The sequence below is a fragment of the Shewanella kaireitica genome (genome assembly GCF_023284045.1).
Lineage (GTDB): Bacteria > Pseudomonadota > Gammaproteobacteria > Enterobacterales > Shewanellaceae > Shewanella > Shewanella kaireitica.
Map to the genome: position 1 here is coordinate 14,422 of NZ_JAKIKQ010000018.1, position 24,774 is coordinate 39,195.

Here is a 24,774-nt window from a genome sequence, read left to right on the forward strand (position 1 = left end):
TTGTTTGCCCTTTGCGTTAAACAAAGGGCATAGGTCTATATTAGACTGCTTTAGTTAGCGACGATGTTGAGCAGTTTGCCCGGCACGTAGATAACTTTACGAACGGTTTTGCCTTCCGTGTGCTTAACCACACCCTCTTCGGCCATCCCTGCTGCTTCAACGGCTTCTTTACTCGCATCAGCTGCAACAGTAACTTTTGCACGCAGTTTACCGTTAACTTGGACGATGATAAGTTTGCTGTCTTCAACCAGTGCTGACTCGTCAACTTCAGGCCATAGCACGTCTTCAATCGCACCGGTATTACCAAGTTCATTCCACAAGCTAAAGCTAGTGTGAGGAATGATAGGGTAAAGCAGACGCGTGACAGCACTTAATGCTTCTTGCATTAATGCTCTGTCTTGCTCTGAATCAGTTGGCGCTTTCTGTAAGCGGTTCATCAACTCCATCACAGATGCAATGGCTGTGTTGAACATTTGACGACGTTCAATATCATCACCCACTTTAGCGATGGTCTTGTGAAGCTCACGACGAAGCTCTTTTTGGCCAGCATTCAGTGATTTAACATCAAGTGCTACAGTTGGGCCCGCAGCGACATGATCGTGTGCTGTTTTCCACAAACGCTTAATAAAGCGATGCGCGCCTTCAACACTTGATTCTTGCCACTCAAGCGTTAGCTCAGGTGGCGCTGCGAACATCATGAATAAACGAACGGTGTCAGCACCGTATTTATCGACCATCTCTTGTGGGTCGATACCGTTATTCTTAGATTTAGACATCTTGCTCATACCGGTATAAACCAGTTCATTACCTTCGCTATCAACAGCTTTAACGGTACGGCCTTTGTCATCAGTTTCAAGTACGGTCACATCACTTGGTGCAACCCAAACGCGTGCGCCTTTCTCATTGTTATAGTAGTAAGCATCGGCTAATACCATACCTTGAGTCAGCAGTCGTTTAGCTGGCTCGTCAGAGTTAACCAGTCCAGTATCGCGGAGCAATTTATGGAAGAAACGGAAATACAATAGGTGCATACAGGCATGCTCGATACCACCAATGTATTGGTCGACTGGTAGCCAGTAATTTGCTTTCGCAGGATCAAGCATCTCATCTGCATGTGGGCTACAGTAGCGAGCGTAGTACCAAGATGATTCCATAAAGGTGTCAAAGGTATCGGTTTCACGGAACGCTTCTTGGCCGTTAATCGTGGTCTTAGCCCACTCTTTATCGGCTTTGATTGGGCTCTGAATGCCATCCATAACTACATCTTCAGGCAAGATTACTGGTAGCTGTTCTTCTGGTGTAGGCATCACAGTGCCGTCAGCCAGAGTCACCATAGGAATTGGTGCACCCCAGTAGCGTTGACGTGAAACACCCCAGTCGCGTAGACGGAAGTTCACTTGGCGCTTACCTTTACCTTCAGCACTAAGTTTGGCATCAATTGCGTCAAAAGCGGCTTGGAAGTCTAGACCATCGAACTCTCCTGAGTTAAACAGTACACCTTTTTCAGTGTAGGCTTCTTCGCTGATATCAAGCTCGATATCAACAGGCTTAACGACGCCTTCGATAGTAAGGCCGTATTTCTTCGCAAACTCGTAATCACGTTGATCGTGCGCTGGTACAGACATGACTGCACCAGTACCGTAGTTCATTAAGACAAAGTTACCGACCCAAATAGGCACTTCTTTACCTGTCAGAGGATGGATTGCATTAAGGCCTGTAGCAACGCCTTTCTTTTCCATCGCTGCCATCGCAGCTTCAGTGGTATCAGCGTTGTTACACTCTTCAATAAATTCAGCTAATGCTGGGTTATTGATAGCAGCTTGCTTCGCAAGAGGGTGAGCAGCTGCGATAGCCACGTAGGTGACACCCATAACAGTATCTGGACGTGTGGTATAGATATCAAAGCTTTTGTCGCTACCGGCAACTTGGAAGGTCATCTCGATGCCTTCACTACGACCAATCCAGTTACGTTGCATGGTCTTAACTTGCTCTGGCCACTCATCGAGCTGGTCGATATCTTTTAGAAGCTCGTCGGCATACTCAGTAATTTTAATAAACCACTGTGGGATCTCTTTCTGCTCAACGGTAGTATCACAGCGCCAGCAGCAGCCGTCGATAACTTGCTCGTTCGCAAGCACGGTTTCATCATTTGGACACCAGTTTACGTTAGCAGTCTTCTTATAAACCAAGCCTTTTTCATACAGCTTAGTGAAGAACCATTGTTCCCAGCGGTAGTACTCTGGCGTACAAGTGGCAATTTCACGTGACCAGTCATAACCAAAACCCAGCATTTTAAGCTGGTTCTTCATGTAGTCTATGTTCTCATAGGTCCATGGGGCTGGTGCGGTGTTATTTTTAATCGCTGCGTTTTCTGCAGGCAGACCAAATGAGTCCCAACCAATAGGTTGTAGAACATTTTTGCCTTGCAGGCGCTGGTAACGAGCGACTACATCACCTATGGTGTAGTTACGTACATGGCCCATGTGTAGTCGACCTGAAGGGTATGGAAACATAGAAAGGCAGTAGAACTTTTCTTTGTTTGCATCTTCGGTAACTTCAAATGTCTTTTCGTCTTTCCAGTGCTGTTGCACTTTTGCTTCAATTTCAGAAGGAGTATATTGCTCTTGCATCAATCTATTTCCGGCCATGCCGCCTATTGTTTGATCTCGCGCTATTTTCGCGCGAGTTATATCGACATAGAATAAACTAGAAGTGAGTCATTAAAAAGGTTCGTAGAAGGAGTATTTACTATGAGTGATAAAAGTACTGAGTTACTTTCGCTGTATGAGGCGCTTATTCAACAGATAAAAGCTCAATATAGTGATGATAACTCATTGACTGTAAAGAGTTTGTATCAGCAGACCCAAAACAGTAAAGAATTCTTAGCCATTAAAGAGCAAGCAAAAGCTGAAGAGTTGGCTTTGGTTGAACAATTTTTAAAACGTGATATTGCCAGTTTTCTACAAGAGAAAAATGCCACCGACCTTAGTCATAGCCCGACAATGATCACAGTAGAGAACACTTTATGGCATTGGCTCAGCGAAATTACTGATAGAAGTCAGGTGGAGTGGCATGAAGTTGCACAGGACTTTAAGCATCATGGCTACTATGAAACAGGCGAAATAGTAGGCCAGGGAACCATGGTTTGTACTGCGTGTGGCCATGAGGCAAAAATCGAATTTCCAGGCGTAGTTTCTGATTGCACCGAATGCGACAATGGTGAATTTACCCGCGAAGCATTAGCACCGTAATCGGGCAGCAATGACCGATAAATCGATAAGCTAGTCTTTTTAGTCATGAACCTCGCTGGACTGTTGGCTAAATGTATTATTTTTAGCTTTCTCATTGCACTGTAATGTGTTCGTTTTAACTATGTTTGTATCTCCTATAGCAAGTGGTTTTAAAAATACCCGCAACATGCGGGTATTTATGTTTAAAAGTAACTAATGGCTCTCATGAGCAAGAATGCTAAACAATAAACTGATTAAGTAGTGCTTCTTGCTCTTTTACTTGTTTCATTTGAGCCACCATTGCCAAATCAGCTTGGCTAGCATTTTCTGCAACTTCTACTGTAAGATCCTTAATGTTAGCTGTGTTTTTATTCATCTCTTCAGCAACTTGACTCTGTTCCTCCGCAGCGCTAGCAATTTGAAGGTTCATATCTGTGATCTCTTGAATGCTGTGGCGGATGTCTTTGAGTGTGTCATTTGCCGTTAAAGCTTTTTCTACGGTTTCCTTGGTTGTGCCACGACTCTCATCCATGACATGAACGACAGCGGCAACTCCTGTCTGCAGCTTCTCTATTTTATCTTTAATCTCTGATGTCGACTCCTGGGTGCGAGCCGCCAAACTTCTAACTTCGTCTGCTACAACAGCAAAGCCTCTGCCTGATTCACCCGCTCTAGCAGCTTCAATTGCAGCGTTTAGTGCTAATAAGTTGGTTTGTCCGGCAATTTCATTAATAACACTAAGAATGGATTCTATACTGACTGTATCAGCCTCTAGCTCTTTAACCACATCACTAGCTTGTGCTATTTGTTCAGACAGATGGTCAATTGAGCTTGTGGTTTGATCCACTGCCATTGCACCGTTACTGACGGCTGTATCAGCTTGTTGGACCGCAAATGCCGCTGTTTGAGCATTGGAGGCTACTTCAGAAGCCGTGACTGACATTTCATGCATAGCGGTTGCGAGCTGCTCAACTTCTTGAGTTTGACGTTCCATAGCTCTCGATGCAGCTTGCGCTCCTTCTGCTGTCATTTCAGTTCCTAGCGCGACCTCACCGCCAATGACTTTAACTTGCTGGATCAAGCCTTGAAGCTTTATGACAAAGCGATTAAAACTGCTAGCTAAACTGGCAAATTCTAAGTCAGAATCAGTACTTAACCTTCTGGTCAAATCTCCTTCTCCTGAAGCAACATCCTCCATTGCTTGGTTAAGAATTTCTAATGGTTTCATTAAACGCTTAATAAATCCAACCATCAACAATGTAGCTAAAACTAACGCTAACAATGAGTAGAAAATTGCATCAGCACCGAGTTGATTTGCCGCTGCGTAAATAATGTCTTCATCAAGTACCACTCCTAAACTCCAATCTAAACCAGATAGGGGAGTGAAAATAACACTATGCTCTTTATCATTTATTGTTATGTGGGTGATGCTTTGATTTATATCTAATTGGCGTCCAAATACGCTGCTCATGGGCTGACCATTCATACTCGCATCAGAATAGGCTATAAAATTACCATCATTACCCACAATAAAAGCTTCGCCAGCACCGAATAAGTTAGCTTTGTTACTAATGTCTGCAAGCGCTTTAAGACTTATATCTGCAAACACCGCTCCCTTAAACTCGCTATTATTAAACAGAGGCGCAGCAACTGAGACTAAGATCTCTCCAGTGCTTGCATCGGCGTATGGAGCTGTGAATAGTTGCTTGCCCTGTGTTTTAACTTCTTGGTACCAGGTTCTTTTACGAGGATCATAATTTTGCGGTTGCCAACTAAGTTCATTGCCGATGTAATGTCCAGATTCAAGCCCCATACCGGCCAAGATAAAGTGCTTCTTGATAACAGCTTGCCCTAATACTTTTTGAAAGTTTTTATCTGAGAGATCGGCTTCAAACAATGCTGTTGCGAAACGAATCAAATCTGACTTTTCAGCCATAACCGCTTCGATATTATTTGCCATTGAGTCTGTAATTTCATTCACACTTTGTGTGACTTGATTATTTATCTGCTGTTTAACTTGAAAATATTGGTAGCTCGATAAGCCACCTAAAGACAAGATTAAAATCAAACTCGCGCTGATAACTATTTTATGCAAAAACTTCATGCTAATCCCCAAAACTAACGGTACTAATACCTTTGATGGTTAGTACCGAAAACGACGCAGTCGACACATCTCCTTATGAATGACTACAAATTATTAATATGTGTTTCAAGTGTTACTATCGGCTAGATATTAAGGAATCTTTAGTGAATTGTCGCAAACAAGTATTGCAAATGTGACTTTAGTAGTGGAATTAATGGGATGTATGAAATAAAACTTCAAAGAAAAGGCTTGTTGTGTAAAGAATGTTGGCTCAACTGTACGGTTTGAGCCCTGTGGTTGGGGCGAGGACTATGGATGTATCGATTCGCAAGTCGACAGGTTAGCAGCCGCTATGCTCTGTAAGATAAAGGGGGGCACTGTTGGCTGTGGCTTGTTGGTACCTGAAGTAGCATAAATCATCTCTGACTTTGCCATCTTGGTTATCGTCATAACCTATGTAGGTGTAGTTTACACTTTGCTCTTCAATAACAAATACATCATCAAGTTCAATCCAGTTCTCAATATCGGTGTTATCTAAATAGCCTGACAATAGTCGAGTCTCAAAGCTGCCATCACCATCAATATCTACATCAATAATATCATCTCGACTACTGTGCGGCCTTACTCCAAGACCTGGCATTTGCGACTTAGCATAGACTAGCTGATTAGCCGTTTTTACACTGGCCTCTATTTGATTAACTGCTTCTGTTTTTGCTTCAGTGGATAAGCCTATAAATTTTGGCGCTGCAATCACGGCTAAAATGCCGAGAATAATAATGACAACGACTAATTCAATTAACGTAAATCCATTTTTCAATATAATTGATTTCAAGGCTTAAACTTCCTAATTATACCTATCGCTGCAAGTAAAAAACTTAAAATTAGTATTGGCCACTGCCCTATATAAGTAAACAATGTGTGGCCTTTTACTAGCGCAATATCTGCAGTAAGTACGCCAGCCTCAAACTGTGGCAGCTGGTGGGTAATGTTACCGTGTTCATCGACTACCGCTGTAACGCCATTATTGGTGGCACGCACAAGCGGTCTGCCAAGTTCCACTGAGCGCATCTGCGCTATTTCCATGTGTTGCAGAGGGCCATTAGAAGTACCAAACCATGCATCATTTGACACGGTCAGCAATAGATCGGTTGTGTCATTCATGTTGGCTCTTAGTTGCTCAGGAAAAGCAATTTCATAGCAAATAGCGGGGGAGATCTGATGGCCAACCGCATTTAAGTTCTGTTGTTGATAGTCACCACGATTAAAGGATGACATCGGCAAATTAAAGAAGGGGGCAATAGGTCTAAGTAGAGACTCAAATGGTACAAATTCGCCAATAGGGAGTAGATGGTGTTTTTTAAACTCGTTATGCTCTTCGCCATAATAATCGGCTTGCTCTTGCTGTTTCTCTCCGTAATTACCAAGAACAATAAGAGAGTTATAATAATGGTTGCCACGTTGACTAATGATGCCAGTAATAATGGCACTATTATTTAAGTTGGCGGCTTGGTTAGCATTATAAAGAAAATCCTTAACCATATGCTCAGGTGCTGGGATTGCAGCCTCTGGCCAAACAATTAGATCAGCAGAAAACTCAGGTCTCGAGAGATCCATATATTTGAGCATGGTTGGCCAAAGTGCATCAGGCTCCCATTTCATACTTTGGGGAATATTGCCTTGCACTAGTGCTACGCTGAGGTTTTCATCTTTAGACTCAACGGTAGAGGTTAGTGGCGCGATAAAAGTTAGTACGGCAAGAACTGGCACAATAACAAATATACTTCGCCAGCGTTTAGCTGCAGCAAGCGCCAATGCTCCCGCTAACAGAGCCACGACAAAGCTTAGGCTCAATGTACCTGTCATTGAGGCGATAGGCTTTAACGGGCCTTGAGTTTGACTGTAACCTGCCCATAACCAAGGAAAGCCTGTGAGTACCCAGCCTCTAGCCCACTCGGTGAGTGTCCACAGCGCAGGGAACAGCATTAAGTTTCGGCTGAGGCTCGTAGCTGGGGCTAATTTTTGTAGCAGATAACCAGTAATCGCAGGATATATTGCCAGATAAAGCGCCAATAGAGCCATTAAAGCGATTGATGCTATAAGCGGCATGCCGCCAAAGGTATCCATACTGACATGGACCCAGCTAATGCCGATGGCAAAACAGCCAAAGCCGAAGCTCAACCAGTATTGCATCCCTTGTTTGGCTGATAACCCCGCACTTTGATGCAGCGCAAATGCCATGGCAATTAAATATAACGGCCAGTAGGAGTAGGGGGCAAAAGCGAGGGCTGTCATGGCACCAGCCGCGAAGGCTAGTACCAATCTAAGATAGGTATGATGGGCGGCTGCCCGAATGTTATTCAGCATACTGCCTCATCATGGGGGCTGTAGACGGATTATTGCTAGGCAATAGTCTCGCTTACAGTTTTATCGGGAAATTTTACACGTAGTTGTATCAGTCTACGAGTATCTGCATTAACGACTTTAAATTCTATACCTTCGATCGTGACCTTTTCATCACGCTCTGGCAAATGGCCAAAGGCATGAGAAACTAAGCCACCGACGGTATCAAACTCTTCATCACTAAATTGTGTAGCGAAGGCTTCGTTAAAGTCATCAATCGGAGTGAGTGCTTTGACCATAAAGACTTGCTTTGCAACTTGCTTGATTTCTGTCTCTTCAGCAGAGTCATGATCAAACTCATCTTCAATATCACCGACAATCTCTTCGAGGATATCTTCAATGGTTACCAAACCTGATACACCACCGTACTCATCGACAACAATCGCCATATGATAACGCTGAGAGCGGAACTCTTTTAGTAGTACATCGACTCGTTTACTTTCTGGGACAACCACAGCTGGGCGGATAACTTGGCCAAGCTCAAAAGGTTTTTCACTGTTCTTAAAGCCATACTGAAGTAGATCTTTGGCGAGTAATATACCCTCGATATGATCTTTATCTTCATTGACTACTGGAAAGCGGGAGTGTGCTGAGCCGATAACAGTAGAGAGTAGCTCTTCTACCGTATTGTCTATTTGAAGTGCAACGATTTGCGCGCGTGGGATCATAATATCCCGCACTCGAAGATCGGAAACCTCTAAAACACCTTTAATCATTTCACGCGTATCTTCACTGATCACTTCACGCTGCTCTGCATCATGAATTACATCAACCAAGTCTTCGCGATTTTGGGGTTCGCCCTGGAATAACTGACTTACTTTGTCCAACCAGCCCTTCTTTTGGGCGCTGGTACTCGGGGGGATATCGTCACTCATAGTTTTTTATCGACTCATTTGAGTCAATTATTGCTCCTGATAAGGATTGTTATAACCAAGGCTTTCAATCAGTTGGGTCTCTAATGACTCCATCTCTTCAGCCTCGATATCTTCAATATGATCATACCCTAGCAGATGGAGACAACCATGTACAACCATGTGTGCCCAATGTGCGTTAAGGGGTTTATTCTGATCAATTGCTTCTTGCTTTACTACCGCAGCACAAACGACTAAGTCGCCTAGCAGTGATAGCTCTATGCCTGGTGGTGCTTCAAACGGAAATGACAACACATTAGTGGGTTTGTCTTTACCGCGATAGGTACTATTGAGCAGTTGGCTTTCAGCCACATCAACAATACGTATCGTCAACTCCGCTTGGTCCATGCTATCTCTGAGCGCTGTTTTTACCCAAAGTTCCATCTCTTGTGCTGATGGCAGTTCAAACCCTTCAACTGCGACTTGCAGATCGAGGTCAACACTCGTAGCAGTATTAGTCATGGTTTGGTACTTCCTGTAGTTGATATTGGCTGTCTTTGTTGCCTTTGCTTGTCTGACTTTTTAAGTCAAATGCTTCATAAGCTTCAACAATTCGAGCTACAACTGGATGGCGAACCACATCTTTTGCTTGGAAGAAGTTAAAGCTAATTTCACTCACCTCTCCTAATACTTCGATTGAATGACGTAGCCCTGATTTTTGATGTTTTGGCAGATCTATTTGAGTGATGTCGCCAGTTATCACTGCGCGAGAGTTAAAACCTATCCGCGTTAGAAACATCTTCATCTGCTCAACCGTTGTGTTCTGACTCTCGTCTAGAATAATAAAGGCATCGTTTAACGTACGTCCGCGCATATAAGCGAGCGGTGCGACCTCAATTACGTTACGCTCAATAAGGCGCTCAACTTTCTCAAACCCCATCATCTCAAACAATGCATCATAGAGGGGACGCAGATAGGGGTCGACTTTTTGGCTTAAATCTCCCGGTAAAAAACCAAGCTTTTCACCGGCTTCAACAGCTGGCCGCGTTAAAAGAATTCGGCGAACCTCTTGGCGCTCGAGTGCATCAACCGCAGCAGCGACCGCTAAATAGGTTTTACCTGTCCCCGCAGGACCAATACCAAAGGTAATATCATGGGAGACAATATTACGAACATAATCGCTCTGATTCGGGTTACGCGGCTTAATCACTCCACGCTTGGTTTTTATATAGAGTTCTTTCTCATCGCGAGGGGCTTCTAAGTCCAATGCAACGGCTTCTTGAATCGCAAGGTGCACGGTGTCAGGCTCTAGATCCGGTGTACTGCCTCTAACAGGCTGCGTCTCTATATATAGTTCTTTTAATAAGTTATTGGCTGTTAAACAGTTCTGCGGCGCACCAACAATCTGAAAGTGATTGTTACAGTAGCTTATCTCGACACCAATTCGGCGCTCTAATTGCTTAATATTGTCATCAAAAGGACCACAAAGAGAGACTAATCTACGTGTTTCAGCGGGCTCTAAATACAGGTTGAGCGTCGTTAACTTATTTGACAAGAAATAACTCCAAATATTAAGAATAAAATTGTACGCTAGCACTCTAGTTTACGAGCGAAAATCAATAAATGCGAATGGTATTTTTTAATGGTTATAGAGACGAAAAAAGCGGCATCTAAGATGCCGCCTTATAAGCCTATTTACCCGCTTTTATTCAGTCAATTAAGACGGGGTAAACTGAGTGACACCTAAAGCATCATCTAGCTTATATTTCGCTACAATATCTGATGGGCGTAGATCGCGACGTAAATCCATCTCATCTTCAGCGCGAACAAATACACCGCGAAGTGAGTTGGTGTAAACATCGACAATCTCTACATCAACAAAACCACCAATGTGTTCAGGCTTACCTTCAAAGTTAACAACGCGGCTGTTCTCAGTACGACCACGTAGCTCCATTGGATTCTTAACTGACGGGCCTTCGACTAAAATACGTTGAACCGTGCCCACCATGTGGCGGCTATAACGCATCGCCTGCTGGGTAATACGATCTTGCAAGATAGCTAAGCGCTCTTTTTTCTCTTCTAATGTCACATCATCAGGAAGGTCGGCTGCTGGCGTACCAGGGCGTGCGCTATAGATAAAGCTAAAGCTGTGATCAAATTGAACATCTTCGATTAACTTCATTGTATCTGCAAAATCTTGCTTTGACTCGCCAGGGAAACCAATGATGAAATCAGAACTAATCTGAATGTCTGGGCGAGCTTTACGTAGACGGCGAATAATTGACTTGTATTCAATTGCCATATGGCCACGTTTCATCTGCGTTAAAATTAGGTCAGAACCAGACTGAACTGGCAGATGCAAGAAACTCACTAGCTCAGGTGTGTCTTCGTAGACATCAATAATGTCTTGAGTGAACTCAATCGGGTGGCTGGTGGTGAAACGTAAACGGTCAATACCATCGATTGCTGCAACATAACGAAGTAGTTCTGCGAAAGTACAGATCTCATCATCATGAGTCGCACCGCGGTAGGCATTTACGTTCTGCCCTAGAAGGTTAACTTCACGCACGCCTTGGTCGGCTAATTGTGCAATCTCTAGAATGATGTCATCTAAAGGACGACTAACTTCTTCACCGCGCGTATAAGGCACTACGCAGAAAGAGCAGTACTTGCTGCAACCTTCCATGATTGATACGTATGCGCTAGGACCATCGGCACGGGGCTCAGGTAGGCGATCGAATTTTTCGATTTCTGGGAAGCTAACGTCAATAACTGCTTTCTTGCCATCTTTAATCTGATCAAGCATTTCTGGTAATCTGTGTAGCGTTTGTGGGCCAAAAATAAGATCCACACTCGGAGCACGCTCTTTAATTGCTTTACCTTCTTGTGAAGCAACACAGCCACCCACGCCAATAATAAGCCCAGGCTTTTTATCTTTTAATGTTTTCCAACGCCCTAGCTGATGAAAAACCTTCTCTTGTGCTTTCTCGCGAATAGAGCAGGTGTTTAATAGCAGCACATCCGCTTCTTCTGCTTCATCTGTTAGCTCATAGCCTTCGTATTCGTCGAGAAGGTCAGCCATCTTTGATGAGTCATACTCATTCATTTGACAGCCCCAAGTTTTAATATGGAGTTTTTTACTCATCAGTTTGTATCACTCTAGAGGCACCGAAAAAATAGCGCAATATTTTAACGCTAATACAAGCCGCTGGCTAGCATTTAGCCTATGTTTGAGTGAATTTATTCTGCTGAGGTCAATACCCCTGCACTTGCTAAGGATTCATCATGCTGTTGTTCCATTGAGAGCTTATTACTTATAAGGCTATGTTCTTTGGCCATTTGTAGGCTGCTCATGCGGGCTTGAATATAGATATCAGCAAGTAATTGAAGGTTAAAATTACTGAGTACTTCTGCTGTATATTGATAAGCAGCGTACTCAAGTGGTGCTCTATATACGACTGACATATGCTCCATATCCTGTTGGTCATTTGCAGCTAAGGCTGTAAAAGGGCTTATTGATGCAATGATTAGTGCTGCGTAAATTGACTTTTTCATATCATTCTCACTCATTCCGTTGTGGGTAATTGACTTGTAGGTAATAGATTTGACTACTTGAGTCTATGATATGGTTTGAAGCTTCGATTGAGCAGGATGTAACCAGTTGTTAGTAATTTGGCTCTCAGACACATTTGAATACGTTAGAGTGCGCGGAGACATTAAACGACATATATTAGCAATGAGAAAGCACCACGTTAGATCAAATTTTGTGGTGCTAATAGTCAATCTCGTGAGTTTTGAGTGTAAACTGGCGCCAATATATTCTCTGGTGCGATCGTTTGGGAGTTGGGTTCGGTGGAACAGCTAAAGAGCAAAAAAGATAAATACGATGCCGTTGTCGTTGGTGGCGGTATGGTTGGAGCAGCGACGGCGATTGGCTTAGCGCAGCTAGGGCTAACTGTTGCGGTAGTAGAAGCGTTCGCCCCTAAAGCTTATGAAAGCTCGCAACCACTTGACTTAAGAGTCTCTGCTATAAGCGCCGCATCAGAAGAGCTACTGTCACGTTTGGGAGCATTAGAGTTTTTGCAAACTATGCGTCAAGTGGCTTACAAAGGGCTTGAAACATGGGAGCTAGATGGCTGCATTACCCAATTTCATAGTGACCAAATAGGTGCTTCACACCTTGGCCATATTGTAGAAAACCGCCTAATTCAGCTCTCGTTATGGGATCGCATAGCGCAGTTAGATAATATTAGCCTCTATTGCCCTGTTAAAATCAATCAACTGCAACGCAATCATGGTGATGCCATTGATGTTTCTTTAGAGGACGGACAAGTATTCTCAACTAAACTGTTGATAGGAGCTGATGGCGCTAACTCCTATGTTAGGCAGTGGGCGAATATTGGTATTACAGGCTGGGATTATGCGCAGTCGGCAATGCTTATCAATATTGAAACCAGTTGCGATGAGCAAGATGTTACCTGGCAGCAGTTTACGCCTCACGGCCCGCGCTCTTTATTACCATTACCGGGTAACAATGCCTCATTAGTTTGGTACGACGATGCCAACCGTATTGCACAGTTATCTCAATTGAACAATAACGCCTTGAAAAAGCAAATAGACCAATATTTTCCTGCCCGATTAGATCGTGATTTTAAGGTGGTAAACAAAGCCAGTTTTAAACTCACTCGTCGTCACGCACAGCGCTATTACAGTGACAATCTAGTGATCCTTGGTGATGCTGCTCACACCATCAATCCGCTAGCGGGGCAGGGAGTTAACCTAGGTTTTAAAGATGTAGATGCACTTATTACAACTATTGAGTCTCAATTGCAAAATGAATCAGGCTGGTGGAACTCTGAGGTTCTTAAGCAATATCAAGGGTGTCGTTACCGCGATAACCAGTTAATGATGTCCGCTATGGATATGTTTTATGCCAGCTTTAGTAATGACATTTTACCATTAAAACTGTTGAGAAATAGTGCACTTAAACTGGCAAATATAGATACTCCAATTAAGAAGTATGTACTGAAATACGCAATGGGTTTTTGATTCGCGAGTAAGCGAATTTGGCAAACGGAAAGCGAGGATGCTTTCCGTTTTTTTAATGTTTCTTAAGCATGAATAGATGCTTAGTTTGGCCTCTATATCCCAATAACGAAATGGCCAATTTTGCGTATAATTTGTTGGCAGGGACTTTGAGTGCTAAAATGCCGCGTTTTTAATTTTGTGGCTAATGGCGGCAAAACATCAATAAGTAAACACAGACTGAGTATTATGAGCAATATTAAACTTATTGTTGGGTTAGCAAATCCCGGCGCACAGTATGAACGAACGCGTCATAACGCAGGGGCTTGGTATGTTGAAGAGCTCGCTAGAGTGTGTGGTGCGTCTTTAACATTAGACAGTAAGTACTTTGGTATGACGGCAAGAGCCACACTTCATGGCAAAGATGTGCGTTTATTGATCCCGACGACCTTTATGAACTTAAGTGGTAAGTCGGTTGGCGCATTAGCAAACTTTTTCCGGATTGCACCGGAAGAGATTTTGGTTGCCCACGATGAGTTAGATATGCCGCCTGGGGTGGCTAAATTTAAGCTTGGCGGTGGGCATGGTGGCCATAATGGCCTGAAAGATATTATTGCCAAGCTAGCTAATGACAAAGGTTTCTACCGTTTACGAATCGGTATTGGCCATCCGGGTGATAAAAATCAGGTGAGTAATTACGTACTCAGCAAAGCATCGCCAACGGATCAAGAATTAATGGACGCCGCAATAGATGAAGCAGTGCGCTCCACAGAGATATTATTTAACGAAGATATGGCAAAGGCGATGCACAGGTTGCATTCTTTTAAAGCATAAACAAATACTTGGGGTTAGCTCTAAGTTATTCATTGATATAAAGGTAACAATATGGGTTTCAAATGTGGCATCGTAGGCCTGCCAAATGTTGGTAAATCAACACTTTTCAACGCGTTAACTAAAGCAGGCATCGAAGCGTCAAACTTCCCGTTCTGTACAATTGAGCCAAACACAGGTGTTGTGCCTGTACCTGATTCAAGACTGGATGCATTAGCTGAGATTGTTAATCCTGAGCGCATCATGCCTACAACAATGGAATTTGTTGATATTGCAGGCTTAGTTGCTGGTGCATCAAAAGGCGAAGGTCTAGGTAATAAGTTCCTAGCTAATATTCGCGAAACAGACGCAATTGGTCATGTTGTCCGTTGTTTTGAAGATGACAACATTGTTCACGTAGCAAATAAAGTATCACCTGCTAGCGATATTGAAGTTATCAATACTGAGCTAGCACTTGCTGATTTAGATTCATGTGAGCGTGCTATTACTCGTCAAGCTAAGCGTGCTAAAGGCGGAGACGCTGATGCTAAGTTTGAAGTCGCAGTGCTTGAGAAGATGCGTCCAGTATTGGACGAAGGAAAAATGCTGCGTTCAATGGAGCTAACAAAAGAAGAGTTAGCTGCAGTTGGTTATTTGAATTTCTTAACCATCAAGCCAACTATGTACATTGCTAACGTATCTGAAGATGGATTTGAAAATAACCCACATTTAGATACTGTTCGCGCTATTGCCGCAGAAGAGAACGCTGTCGTTGTTGCAGTATGTGCCGCGATTGAGTCTGAATTGGCAGAAATGGATGCGGAAGACCGCGAAGAGTTCATGGCCGATCTTGGTTTAGAAGAGCCAGGTCTTGATCGTGTTATTCGTGCTGGTTATGACTTGCTGACTCTACAGACATACTTTACTGCTGGCGTTAAAGAAGTGCGCGCTTGGACGGTTCGAATCGGCGCGAGCGCACCACAAGCCGCTGGTGTCATTCACACCGACTTTGAACGTGGCTTTATTCGTGCCCAAGTGATGGCGTACGATGACTTTATCACTTATAAAGGTGAAGCAGGCGCTAAGGAAGCGGGTAAACTGCGCGTTGAAGGGAAAACTTATATCGTTAAAGATGGCGATGTAATGCATTTCTTATTTAACGTATAAGTTTATTGCGGCGCAATCGCCGCACTAAGATAACGAAAAACGCGGCGCTTGGGCTTACCCTCAGGCGCCGCATTTGTATTTAATAGCAGGCCAGTATGTTCATTTTGGTGGCTAAGCTTCGGCTTTGATTGAATTTTAAGCATTCAGTTTTTCATTTTTAGCGATAGAGTATCTGTTTGAGCTGCTTTTTTGTGGTCGAATTATTTAAAATTAGCATATATTGCACATCTGTTGCCCAGTTTGGCGAAGTAATAGCCTAACAGTGTGTTTAGTTTAAATTAGCGAAAAAAAGCAGTTGACCTGCATACGCTGAATAAGCATAATACGCCCCGTTCCTCAGCAAGAGGGACAGATAAGTAGATGGCAATGTAGCTCAGCTGGTTAGAGCACAGCACTCATAATGCTGGGGTCGCAGGTTCAAGTCCCGCCATTGCTACCATCTTCTCTGGATGTTAAGTCCCGACAATATGGCTACCATCTCCTCTAGATGAAAAATAGAGAATAGCCGATTAGTTGATTTATTAAATCAGAAATATGATTGGCATCATCTTAATCTAGATGTAAAATTGATTATCATCTTATCTAGATGTAAAACTTGATGCTGTGCGGGAGTGGTGGAATTGGTAGACACGCCAGATTTAGGTTCTGGTGCCGTAAGGTGTGAGAGTTCAAGTCTCTCTTCCCGTACCATTTATTTTAAAGTAATGAGCTTAGGCTTGTTATTAGCAAGAAAGATTAATTGGGATATCGCCAAGCGGTAAGGCACCGGGTTTTGATCTCGGCATTCCCAGGTTCAAATCCTGGTATCCCAGCCATCTTTGGCAATGTAGCTCAGCTGGTTAGAGCACAGCACTCATAATGCTGGGGTCGCAGGTTCAAGTCCCGCCATTGCTACCATCTTTCTCAGGATGTAAAATATAGAGTGTGTAGCAATAACGGTACGCAAGTCCCGGCTATATGGCTACCATCTTTCTCAAGATGTAAAATATAGAGTGTGTAGCAATAACGGCACGCGAGTCCCGGCTATATGGCTACCATCTTTCTCAAGATGTAAAATATAGAGTGTGTAGCAATAACGGTACGCAAGTCCCGGCAATATGGCTACCATCTTTCTCAGGATGTAAACTCGAGTCATCTTAATCAAGATGTAAACTTGATGCAGTGCGGGAGTGGTGGAATTGGTAGACACGCCAGATTTAGGTTCTGGTGCCGTAAGGTGTGAGAGTTCAAGTCTCTCTTCCCGTACCATTTATTTAAAGTAATGAGCTTCGGCTTGTTATTAGCAAGAAAGATTAATTGGGATATCGCCAAGCGGTAAGGCACCGGGTTTTGATCTCGGCATTCCCAGGTTCAAATCCTGGTATCCCAGCCATTTTTAAAAGGTTAATTTATTGACCTTGTCAGCATAACAGCAGTAATTTATTACTTGATGTTATAATGATGAAGTAGGGAAACCTACAGTAAAGTTCGATGCGGGAGTGGTGGAATTGGTAGACACGCCAGATTTAGGTTCTGGTGCCGTAAGGTGTGAGAGTTCAAGTCTCTCTTCCCGTACCATCGAATTTTATATTGATAGCTTTCATATCAATAAAGAGTTAATTGGGATATCGCCAAGCGGTAAGGCACCGGGTTTTGATCTCGGCATTCCCAGGTTCAAATCCTGGTATCCCAGCCATAAACAGAAAGCCCGTCTATATGACGGGCTTTTTGCCGTTCAGCGTTTGTGAATACTGCTTGGTATAATATGTTAGCAGTTCATGGTTTTGCTCAAACAATGCTGCTAGTGCCACTCAAGCCGCCAACCTAAACTTGCAATTTTATCGTTAAAAATCGCCTGCAGCGTACTTATGCGCAGACACTGCTGAAGCACGGTGAGAAAAGCGAAGCTTTGTGTTACGAACGAGAAGCATGGGTGCTGAGCTGGCTATTAGATATGGATATCGTTGCAAGTGCATCTCTATAGGCTCAACGAAAACATTCATGTTTTCGACGGCTTCAGCCGTCTCTATAGTTGCTCATTGGTGAACTCATTCGACTGAAAGGCTTGGTTTCTAACTTGGAAATGCCGCATTCTTGCTGGGGATGCCAATTCGCCGATTTTAACTTACTAAATAATTTTCAGTCCATTCGTGTAATAAAGGTCTGTTCGTCATCCACAAAAGCCACAAAGCCGCCGTGATAGATAAATACCCGCCCACGTCCCTCAACTAGGCAGGCAAGCTGTGGGGTCAAATCTTCTTCGTTATCCTGACTTTGGAATGTGCCAGTATCGGTGATTACGCCGCTGAGTGTAGGTAAATATCCATAAGCGCGCTTGGCTTGATCAATCAGGTTCAATTCGCTGGCGGTAGAGAAGCAAAAGGGGATCGCGCCGGCTTCTTCGACAAATATAGTTTTCAGTTCTTCAAAAGCTGTAATCACCAGCCAGTCGATGCCGTTAACATTATGGATAAACATAGAGTTTCTCGGTAATTTTGATGTGGAGATTCTATCACTATCAGGGGGGGAACATAGTAGAGATTTAGTTGCCATTCTGTGTCATTTCCGGGCATTCACTAGGCCAACTTGAAACACGTTTTTGCCCCAAAGTTTGCTAGAACACCTTTGCTCAATTGCAAATTGACAAATGAGTTGCCCTACAAAATCTCATCTTTAATCTCTGCTTTTAGTGCTTTATCTGATTGTTTGAAACTGGAGTATACAGTCGTATTAAGGCTGAACGGGTTCTGAGTGTTTTTAAATTCATTTGTTTGCGCATTTTTCCGGATGGTGTATTTGATAGAAAGCTGATAAGTTCTCTGCAATACAACTAGTTAACAATGCGCGATTTTACTGGTCTAATGAGGTAAATAGCGCAGCGCATAAATACTAAGACGTTGGCTATGCATAAGGATTTTGAACTTGTACCAAGTTAGATACTGGAATCTGTTAAAGGAATTAAAGGCTCAGGTAGCTTACCTTCACGCATATGCGGCAAGTGATGAACTGTTTGATAAATCAGTGAATATTTTTCTTGCAGTTACGTCGTCAGCAAGTATTGCCGGTTGGGCTATGTGGAATGAATATCAACTTATTTGGGCTTGTATAATTGCCACATCACAAGTAGTAACTGCGGTTAAGCCTTTTCTCCCATTTAGAAAACGATTGAAAGCAGTCTCAGATTTAAATACACAAATACAAGCAATTTTTTTAGAAGCGGAAACTGGGTGGTATAAGGTTGCTGAAGGCTGTATCACTGAAGAAGAGATCCATCATGAGACAGTGAGACTCAAAGGGCGAGTTTTAAGTGCTGAAAGAAGCTGTATGAATGGGTTAGTTCTTCCACGGAAACGAAAATTAAAAGAAATCGCAGAGACAGCGGCAGACGAATATTTTACGGTTAATTACTTAGGAGAAGCATGATGAGCAACAAGCCATCTCAGGACAATAATCGCGGGAAAATTACTCCCAATACTGGCCGAAACTTGCCTAACATGACAGTTAAAACCCCGATGCCGCCTGTTAAGCCTCCAAAGTCTCCAAATTCTGGAAGCGGGAACAGTAAAAATAGCTAAAAAAAGAGCGGATGCTTCGCACCGCTGCTTTGGGCGTTATGCCGTTAAAATAGTAATGCATAGACAGGCATGATAAAAAGAATAACTAATAATTCATTAAATAAACTCTACACAGCTAGCTATGGTTAGTTATTTTATATTATTAACCAAAAATTTAGTGCGAATTAGTAAGGCTTATAAATCAAGGAAGATCATATGTACATCTATGAAATTGTTCAACCTGGCACGTGGCTAGACAATGAAAATCAACATGAAAAATTTGAAGCCGAGTCCATTGTTAGAAGCCTTATATCTCAGTTTTATGAAGCTAATTTATGTCTGAACTTGTTTCTATCTTCGGTTCAAAGTAGAAGTTCAGGGCGGAGCAGCCAGTGGAATCAAGACTCAATCAGAAAAGCTGACATCCGCCGTGAAATCGAATCTAAATTAGGACGTTTGGACGCTGAGCATTGGGAAGATGTTAATTTTGAAGCTGAATTGATTTTCAAAAGAGAGCAGTGGTCAAAAGGAAGGTTACCGAGAGAATTCGAACATAACACGTCTTTTATATATGCTCGCTCCTTTCTTTATGCTCTCGATTCTTTTGATAAATTCACTAAAGTCCTAAAGAATAACCCAATATCACCTGAGAGCATTAGTGATTTTTATGATGAGATTTCAGTCACATTTCCTGACCTTCGAGGTGTAAGGAATACATCACAACATATGGAAGATAGAAGTAGAGGATTAGGTGCAGGAAGAAATCCTAAACCATTAGACCTCAAGCCAATTAATAATAATATGGTAAATTCGGATAATGGCGCTTTAATGCTTAATTGTCTAAACGGAACAAAGTACGGTAACACTATGGCGGATGGGCACTATGGTGAAGTTGATGTATCACCGCGTTCTATGGAAATGTTGCAGAGCATACTTCAAAGAATACTTGATGCTCTTTCCTGGACAGGAGCAAAAAGCCATTATCCTAACATTTGATCCATAATAGAACATAAACCTACTTTCTTAAGCTAATCATTAGCAATGATAATGTGAACTTGGAGTTTTAGAGCAACAGCACTAACGGATTAGTGTCCAAAAACGAGTTAACGGTTAAAATAACCTTGCTAGTGATTCATCAGAATTGGGCTGTGCAAGCTTCTAAATCAAGGATGATTTAGTAGAGCCTATAGGGATATATTCACGGCGACTTGCGAAAGCTCAAGGCAGTTGAATTGCATTTACTTCCCCTTTTCCGCAAACCACAATACAGCCCTTTAGACTATTTGCAGTAACTCGTTTTGGCCTTGCCATGTGCCAGTAAAATGCTGACATATTTATACCATCTCTTTATGCAAAAACGATTTTAGCACTCGAAAGGGAATTAAATGATTTGCTGTCGAGTCCTCATTGTTGGGTGAAATCCTAGTGTTTGGTAACAAATCAGGGTTTTGTTAACTATTGTCAGCTTAAAATGTGCTAACAATCACATGACATTTGCAGTTTTTAACGTTTGCACTGCTTCTTTGTTACATCTTTGGCGCCTTTTTGATACCAATCGTTTACCTAATTCGGAAGTTATGTGGCATACCTCTCAAGAGGTAACATTGTCAAAATTGCAATCGAAGTCATCACACTAAATCACTCGCTAAGCAGATAAATTTCACTTGCCCCAATAAAGAGGGCGGAATATAAGTGAGTGGAATTGATGATGAAAATATTCGATATGAAAGTTGCAACACTAGCAACCCTCATCGGGTTGGCCTTAGCGGGTTGTTCAGGAGATAATGGCACAAATGGTAAAGATGGTGCTCCGGGTACACCTGGAACGCCAGGCACTCCTGGGATCCCGGTTGCTACCGATGCCAAGGCCTTGACTGTTGCTGTTGACACTATTGCTGTTGGGGCAACATCCGATGTTACTTTTACCGTAACTAATGAAAAAGACCTACCGGTTGTTGGCTTAGAGAAGTTTGGCTTTATATTGTCAGGCCTTGAGCAAGGCACTGATGGTGATGCGAGTAACTGGAAGCTATTGAGCTCTGAAGCATGTCCGGCAAGTAAGTACGCTAAGTGTGGCAGCTTGGTTGATAACCAAGATGGTACTTATACTTATAGCTTTGAGAAAGACGTTACTACCGAGAGCGCTTTCGCCATCACCGATGAAAAGACATTAAGATTGGTAATGAGAACGGGTGGCGAAGCTGTTGGGGCAACAGAGCTTAGCTACGAGAATATGCATTATGACTTTAGAGGACAAGGTTTAGAGCCGCTTTACAGCAAGAATGTGGTCAATAACCAGAACTGTGTAAGCTGTCATGATGACTTTACTATTCATGGTGGTAAATATACTGAAGTAGAAACTTGTGTTGCTTGTCACGCAGACAATAAAGTGAGTGATATCAGCAAAGTGTTCCCAATGCTGGCTCATGAAGTTCATATCGGAGTGATCCCTGCACCAGTTGGTGGCTGTGATAATTGTCATGCAGAGAACGAGCAAGCAACTGATTTTGCAAACTGGAAGAACATTCCTACGCAAGAAACCTGTATTACTTGTCATACAGACGTAAACTTTAAAGAAGGTATTGGTCACTGGCCATATCAAGACAATGCACAATGTGCCAATTGTCACACGTCAGATACGCTTGAAATGGTGCATTTGTCTACTTACAAAGGGCAAAACGAGCGCCGTGAAAATCTGCACTTGACCGTTACCGAAGCAAAAATGGTTGATGCGCCAGAAGCAAAAGCTAATATCGATGCCAATCTAGATACTGATAAGACTGGTTATGTACAGTTGACCGTTGATATTTTGGACAAAAATGGTAACACCCGCAATGAGCAGTTAGATCTGGTTAAGTACATGTACTACGCCGAGTTCTATATCAACTGGGGTGGTCAAGATATGGGCATGGATCGCGGTAAAGTTTTACGCGTTCACACCAACAAAGAGAACTTCCCAGGCTACGTAGATGAGCCAATCGTACTTAACTATGAAAATGGTAAGACGACCTTTGAAATCGGTCCGTTTGATCTTGAAGACGATTTCGATGGTGATTTGAACGACAGCTACGGCATGGTGACACCGCGGATCTGGTTCTGTATCGACAAAGATGGCGAAACAATTCAAGACTGTGATGGCAAAACCGATTGGAGTAATGGTGCTGCTGGCTATAACTGGCAACACTTCTTCAATAAAGAGGGCATGCTAGAAGAGCGTCCACGTCGTCAGATTGTGACCAATGCACTTTGTGGTGATTGTCATGGTACGACAACCTCAGATGACGGCTTTGTACAGATGACGCTTAACTGTCGTAGCTGTCACTCAGTGGTTAAAAACGATAGCACCTATTTCGGTACAACCTGTGCCTCTGGCTCGGTTGATTCTGATGGTGATGGCTCTTTAGACCCAATGGTGATGATGAAAGATCTGATGCCTCGTGCAGAGCGAGACTGGACCACTGCATCAAATGCTGGTGAAGAGTGTGTCGCTTGTCATAATGCCAACAACATGCCAACTCAGGTCATTCGTAATTCACAAACCAAGCAAGGTGATGAGGATTACATTGAGCAGTTGACGATGAGCCATCCGGATCAAAAAGTATGGATCCATGCTATGCATGCCAACAACCGTGCTAACCAAAGTGGTGAAGGTTGGAAGCGTAATGTTGAGTACTCAGCAGATTTGGCTAACTGTGCTAAATGTCATGTTGAAGACAGCTTTGACGCTAAGTACCTCGTCGGTCGTAAGCCATTAGCGCTTGATCTTGATTACATGGATACCTATGACGGTCTTGACCCTGCAAATGGCAAAGACACTAGCGGTAACAAACGTTATGCCGTCGACGCTGTTGCTGATGCATTTGTATCGCCAACTGCAGCTGTATGTTTGAGCTGTCACGGAAAACGAGCAGCTGAAGAGGGTGAAGATCGCCGTCAGGTTCGTAAAGATGTGGTCAGTCATATGAAGCAAAATGGCGCTCAGTTTGGCGTAGAGATGGGCCAATATACAGGCGAAGAGTCATGTGCAGTTTGTCATGATCTTAACAACCTAAAGGAATCTCATAACCTCAAATAAAGTTTATCCCCCTGCAATTATTTTGACCCTAGCATTTTGCTAGGGTCTTTTTTTAACAGGGTCACAATTATTAACAAAGTCTCAACTCTTTTTCTAAAACCTTTAATCGGGTCAGGTTAAAAAGAGCGACAAAGACATAGAATAGCCTAGGGGAAGCTACAGGGATGGTAGGAAGTAGGGGTTAGCTTGTGAAAATTACCGAATTTTTAATTATAGATTTAGATGCAAGAGACTTAGTCGATCTACGCACGACAGAACGGCAAGCTCTTTCTCTTGCTGAATTAGAAGTTTTAAAATGTTTAGTCAGCCATGTGGGTGACGTTGTAAGCAAAGAGCAATTGAATGCTGCGGGTTGGCCTGGGCGTGTTGTCGCACCCTCATCTTTAACCCAGTGCATGAGCAGTTTGAGAAAAAAGCTGGTGGCACAAACTGACATCGAACTGAAGAATATTCCACGTTATGGCTATAGTTTGTGTATCGTTGATGAACACGATATTGCTACGTATGAAACTAAGGCGGAAACCGTATCAACCGCTGCTGAACCACAGGCTGAAGAGGGGCATGCTGCATTTAAGAGTAAGCGTCTTAATATCAATCTAGCAAGTCGCCTAGTTCCAAGCCGACTACTGTGGTCGACGTTGGTCGTTTTGGCTGGCATTATCATCACGCTGCATTTTTCTGGTGGGCTGAAAAAGGCTGTCAATTATATTGCGCTTCTTGCTAAACCACAGATCGCCGCCATCACAACTCAAAATCTTGAGTTTAATCATACCTCTTCTTTAGTCAGTAAGGTCTTCTTAGATTCACAATCAACCGATACCTCTGCGCAAGCAACGAGTGCAGATGAGCTGATTGCGAACTGGTTCAATTATGAAAGCGTGCTAGCAGCTTCCAGTGAAAAACAGTTATTTACTTATGACAATGGTCAGTATGAATCAATAGCTCTGTGTAATGACTTTGACAGCACTTGCAGTGATAGACAGCCACTTAACTTAGTGAGGACTGCAGATGCGCCAGTCACCCCGCTAGATATTCAATGGTTGGCTGATACTAAACTGAGGATGGAGCAAGTTACCTATAATAAGATTTTGCTCGATAAGTTTGAGACAGAGAATAGCGGTGTGGTTGAAGATGTTTATCGAGCGGATGTTTATTACTACTCAGATACAAAAAATGTTGTTAGAGCCGATGTTAGATTGTCGATGATATTTGATTCAGATAATCGCGGTAAGCTGGTGGCTGCTGCTTGTATAACCGATGATATGCTCAGGGAGATCTCGATAAGGTACCAATTTAGCGGCGATTTTAAACTGAAGCAGTCTCTTATTGATGGCAAAGTCGTAAAAACATTTCTAGTCGACGTTGATGAGCGCAGCTTTACCAGCCCTCAGCAAGTTTCAAAAGAGTCGGCAACGATTTATAGAGAGATCCGCAAGAACGTTTTACAGAATGAGCAGATGGTGATCAGACAAGTTTACCAAGATGATGATAGCGGTGTATGGATGCTTCCCCTCTGGGGAGAGACAATGGTCTGGGCGCATAGAGAGCAAGTGTCGTTATAATGTCAGCGTGCTCGGCGATATCTGCCTAGCAATAAAAG

At 43.0% G+C, this 24,774-nt stretch carries 18 protein-coding genes and 8 tRNA genes; 16 read left to right on the top strand and 10 right to left on the bottom strand.

Going from position 1 to position 24,774, the window contains the following annotated elements; genetic code table 11:
* Positions 1–50: 50 nt before the first annotated feature.
* A complete protein-coding gene (gene leuS, locus L2730_RS18060) occupies positions 51–2,630 on the bottom strand; it encodes a leucine--tRNA ligase (RefSeq protein ID WP_248975931.1) in 2,580 nt (859 codons plus the stop codon).
* 120 nt (positions 2,631–2,750) lie between these two features.
* Between leuS and L2730_RS18065 the strand changes: the two genes are divergently transcribed.
* Complete coding sequence (locus tag L2730_RS18065; RefSeq protein ID WP_248975868.1) at positions 2,751–3,251, top strand: zinc ribbon-containing protein; 501 nt, start codon at positions 2,751–2,753, stop codon at positions 3,249–3,251.
* 217 nt (positions 3,252–3,468) lie between these two features.
* Here L2730_RS18065 and L2730_RS18070 read toward each other — a convergent pair whose 3' ends face one another.
* The 8 genes from L2730_RS18070 to L2730_RS18105 form a co-directional block, all read right to left on the bottom strand.
* On the bottom strand, positions 3,469–5,334 hold the full coding sequence (locus tag L2730_RS18070; protein WP_248975869.1) for a methyl-accepting chemotaxis protein: 1,866 nt from the start codon (positions 5,332–5,334) through the stop codon (positions 3,469–3,471).
* A 319-nt stretch (positions 5,335–5,653) separates the two neighbouring features.
* Positions 5,654–6,145 carry a type II secretion system protein gene (locus L2730_RS18075; protein ID WP_283105782.1) on the bottom strand — a complete coding sequence of 164 codons (492 nt, stop codon included), beginning with the start codon at positions 6,143–6,145 and terminating at the stop codon, positions 5,654–5,656.
* Positions 6,142–7,677 carry an apolipoprotein N-acyltransferase gene (gene lnt, locus L2730_RS18080; RefSeq protein ID WP_248975870.1) on the bottom strand — a complete coding sequence of 512 codons (1,536 nt, stop codon included), beginning with the start codon at positions 7,675–7,677 and terminating at the stop codon, positions 6,142–6,144. Before lnt ends, L2730_RS18075 begins: the two co-directional genes overlap by 4 nt.
* Before the next feature lie 35 nt (positions 7,678–7,712).
* Positions 7,713–8,588: a CNNM family magnesium/cobalt transport protein CorC gene (gene corC, locus L2730_RS18085; RefSeq protein WP_248975871.1), complete on the bottom strand. Its 876-nt coding sequence runs from the start codon at positions 8,586–8,588 to the stop codon at positions 7,713–7,715.
* A gap of 27 nt (positions 8,589–8,615) precedes the next feature.
* On the bottom strand, positions 8,616–9,086 hold the full coding sequence (gene ybeY / locus L2730_RS18090; RefSeq protein ID WP_248975872.1) for an rRNA maturation RNase YbeY: 471 nt from the start codon (positions 9,084–9,086) through the stop codon (positions 8,616–8,618).
* Positions 9,079–10,119, bottom strand: a complete 1,041-nt coding sequence (locus L2730_RS18095; protein WP_248975873.1) for a PhoH family protein — start codon at positions 10,117–10,119, stop codon at positions 9,079–9,081. Before L2730_RS18095 ends, ybeY begins: the two co-directional genes overlap by 8 nt.
* Positions 10,120–10,281: 162 nt before the next feature.
* A complete protein-coding gene (miaB, locus tag L2730_RS18100; protein ID WP_248975874.1) occupies positions 10,282–11,709 on the bottom strand; it encodes a tRNA (N6-isopentenyl adenosine(37)-C2)-methylthiotransferase MiaB in 1,428 nt (475 codons plus the stop codon).
* A 95-nt stretch (positions 11,710–11,804) separates the two neighbouring features.
* Positions 11,805–12,119, bottom strand: a complete 315-nt coding sequence (locus L2730_RS18105; RefSeq protein ID WP_248975875.1) for a hypothetical protein — start codon at positions 12,117–12,119, stop codon at positions 11,805–11,807.
* A gap of 354 nt (positions 12,120–12,473) precedes the next feature.
* Between L2730_RS18105 and L2730_RS18110 the strand changes: the two genes are divergently transcribed.
* From L2730_RS18110 to L2730_RS18160, 11 genes are all read left to right on the top strand, one after another.
* A complete protein-coding gene (locus tag L2730_RS18110; RefSeq protein WP_248975933.1) occupies positions 12,474–13,613 on the top strand; it encodes an FAD-dependent monooxygenase in 1,140 nt (379 codons plus the stop codon).
* Between the two features lie 225 nt (positions 13,614–13,838).
* On the top strand, positions 13,839–14,423 hold the full coding sequence (gene pth / locus L2730_RS18115) for an aminoacyl-tRNA hydrolase (protein ID WP_248975876.1): 585 nt from the start codon (positions 13,839–13,841) through the stop codon (positions 14,421–14,423).
* Positions 14,424–14,474: 51 nt separating this feature from the next.
* Positions 14,475–15,566 (top strand): redox-regulated ATPase YchF, encoded by a 1,092-nt coding sequence (gene ychF / locus L2730_RS18120; RefSeq protein ID WP_248975877.1) that lies wholly within the window; start codon positions 14,475–14,477, stop codon positions 15,564–15,566.
* A gap of 362 nt (positions 15,567–15,928) precedes the next feature.
* Positions 15,929–16,005 (top strand) — tRNA-Met (locus tag L2730_RS18125).
* A 166-nt stretch (positions 16,006–16,171) separates the two neighbouring features.
* A tRNA-Leu gene (locus L2730_RS18130) sits at positions 16,172–16,256 on the top strand.
* Between the two features lie 50 nt (positions 16,257–16,306).
* Positions 16,307–16,381: transfer RNA gene (locus L2730_RS18135), tRNA-Gln, on the top strand.
* A 5-nt stretch (positions 16,382–16,386) separates the two neighbouring features.
* Positions 16,387–16,463 (top strand) — tRNA-Met (locus L2730_RS18140).
* A gap of 266 nt (positions 16,464–16,729) precedes the next feature.
* A tRNA-Leu gene (locus L2730_RS18145) sits at positions 16,730–16,814 on the top strand.
* A gap of 49 nt (positions 16,815–16,863) precedes the next feature.
* Positions 16,864–16,938, top strand: a tRNA-Gln gene (locus tag L2730_RS18150).
* A gap of 100 nt (positions 16,939–17,038) precedes the next feature.
* Positions 17,039–17,123: transfer RNA gene (locus tag L2730_RS18155), tRNA-Leu, on the top strand.
* 43 nt (positions 17,124–17,166) lie between these two features.
* A tRNA-Gln gene (locus tag L2730_RS18160) sits at positions 17,167–17,241 on the top strand.
* Between the two features lie 443 nt (positions 17,242–17,684).
* Here the strand turns inward: L2730_RS18160 and L2730_RS18165 are convergent.
* Positions 17,685–18,023 carry a cytosolic protein gene (locus L2730_RS18165; protein WP_248975878.1) on the bottom strand — a complete coding sequence of 113 codons (339 nt, stop codon included), beginning with the start codon at positions 18,021–18,023 and terminating at the stop codon, positions 17,685–17,687.
* A gap of 444 nt (positions 18,024–18,467) precedes the next feature.
* On the opposite strand from L2730_RS18165, the gene L2730_RS18170 reads away from it, so the two are divergent.
* The 4 genes from L2730_RS18170 (at position 18,468) to L2730_RS18185 (ending at position 24,736) form a co-directional block, all read left to right on the top strand.
* On the top strand, positions 18,468–18,968 hold the full coding sequence (locus L2730_RS18170) for a hypothetical protein (protein WP_248975879.1): 501 nt from the start codon (positions 18,468–18,470) through the stop codon (positions 18,966–18,968).
* 347 nt (positions 18,969–19,315) lie between these two features.
* On the top strand, positions 19,316–20,095 hold the full coding sequence (locus tag L2730_RS18175) for a hypothetical protein (protein WP_248975880.1): 780 nt from the start codon (positions 19,316–19,318) through the stop codon (positions 20,093–20,095).
* Between the two features lie 709 nt (positions 20,096–20,804).
* Positions 20,805–23,174: a multiheme c-type cytochrome gene (locus L2730_RS18180; RefSeq protein WP_248975881.1), complete on the top strand. Its 2,370-nt coding sequence runs from the start codon at positions 20,805–20,807 to the stop codon at positions 23,172–23,174.
* A 188-nt stretch (positions 23,175–23,362) separates the two neighbouring features.
* On the top strand, positions 23,363–24,736 hold the full coding sequence (locus tag L2730_RS18185) for a winged helix-turn-helix domain-containing protein (protein ID WP_248975882.1): 1,374 nt from the start codon (positions 23,363–23,365) through the stop codon (positions 24,734–24,736).
* The last annotated feature ends 38 nt before the right edge of the window (positions 24,737–24,774 follow it).

Coding starts and splice junctions, on each gene's coding strand:
- pth (WP_248975876.1), top strand. CDS start 13,839: ATGAGCAATATTAAACTTATTGTTGGGTTAGCAAATCCCGGCGCACAG.
- lnt (WP_248975870.1), bottom strand. CDS start 7,677: ATGCTGAATAACATTCGGGCAGCCGCCCATCATACCTATCTTAGATTG.
- L2730_RS18165 (WP_248975878.1), bottom strand. CDS start 18,023: ATGTTTATCCATAATGTTAACGGCATCGACTGGCTGGTGATTACAGCT.
- L2730_RS18065 (WP_248975868.1), top strand. CDS start 2,751: ATGAGTGATAAAAGTACTGAGTTACTTTCGCTGTATGAGGCGCTTATT.
- L2730_RS18110 (WP_248975933.1), top strand. CDS start 12,474: ATGGTTGGAGCAGCGACGGCGATTGGCTTAGCGCAGCTAGGGCTAACT.
- miaB (WP_248975874.1), bottom strand. CDS start 11,709: ATGAGTAAAAAACTCCATATTAAAACTTGGGGCTGTCAAATGAATGAG.
- ybeY (WP_248975872.1), bottom strand. CDS start 9,086: ATGACTAATACTGCTACGAGTGTTGACCTCGATCTGCAAGTCGCAGTT.
- L2730_RS18105 (WP_248975875.1), bottom strand. CDS start 12,119: ATGAAAAAGTCAATTTACGCAGCACTAATCATTGCATCAATAAGCCCT.
- leuS (WP_248975931.1), bottom strand. CDS start 2,630: ATGCAAGAGCAATATACTCCTTCTGAAATTGAAGCAAAAGTGCAACAG.
- L2730_RS18180 (WP_248975881.1), top strand. CDS start 20,805: ATGATGAAAATATTCGATATGAAAGTTGCAACACTAGCAACCCTCATC.
- L2730_RS18070 (WP_248975869.1), bottom strand. CDS start 5,334: ATGAAGTTTTTGCATAAAATAGTTATCAGCGCGAGTTTGATTTTAATC.
- corC (WP_248975871.1), bottom strand. CDS start 8,588: ATGAGTGACGATATCCCCCCGAGTACCAGCGCCCAAAAGAAGGGCTGG.
- ychF (WP_248975877.1), top strand. CDS start 14,475: ATGGGTTTCAAATGTGGCATCGTAGGCCTGCCAAATGTTGGTAAATCA.
- L2730_RS18175 (WP_248975880.1), top strand. CDS start 19,316: ATGTACATCTATGAAATTGTTCAACCTGGCACGTGGCTAGACAATGAA.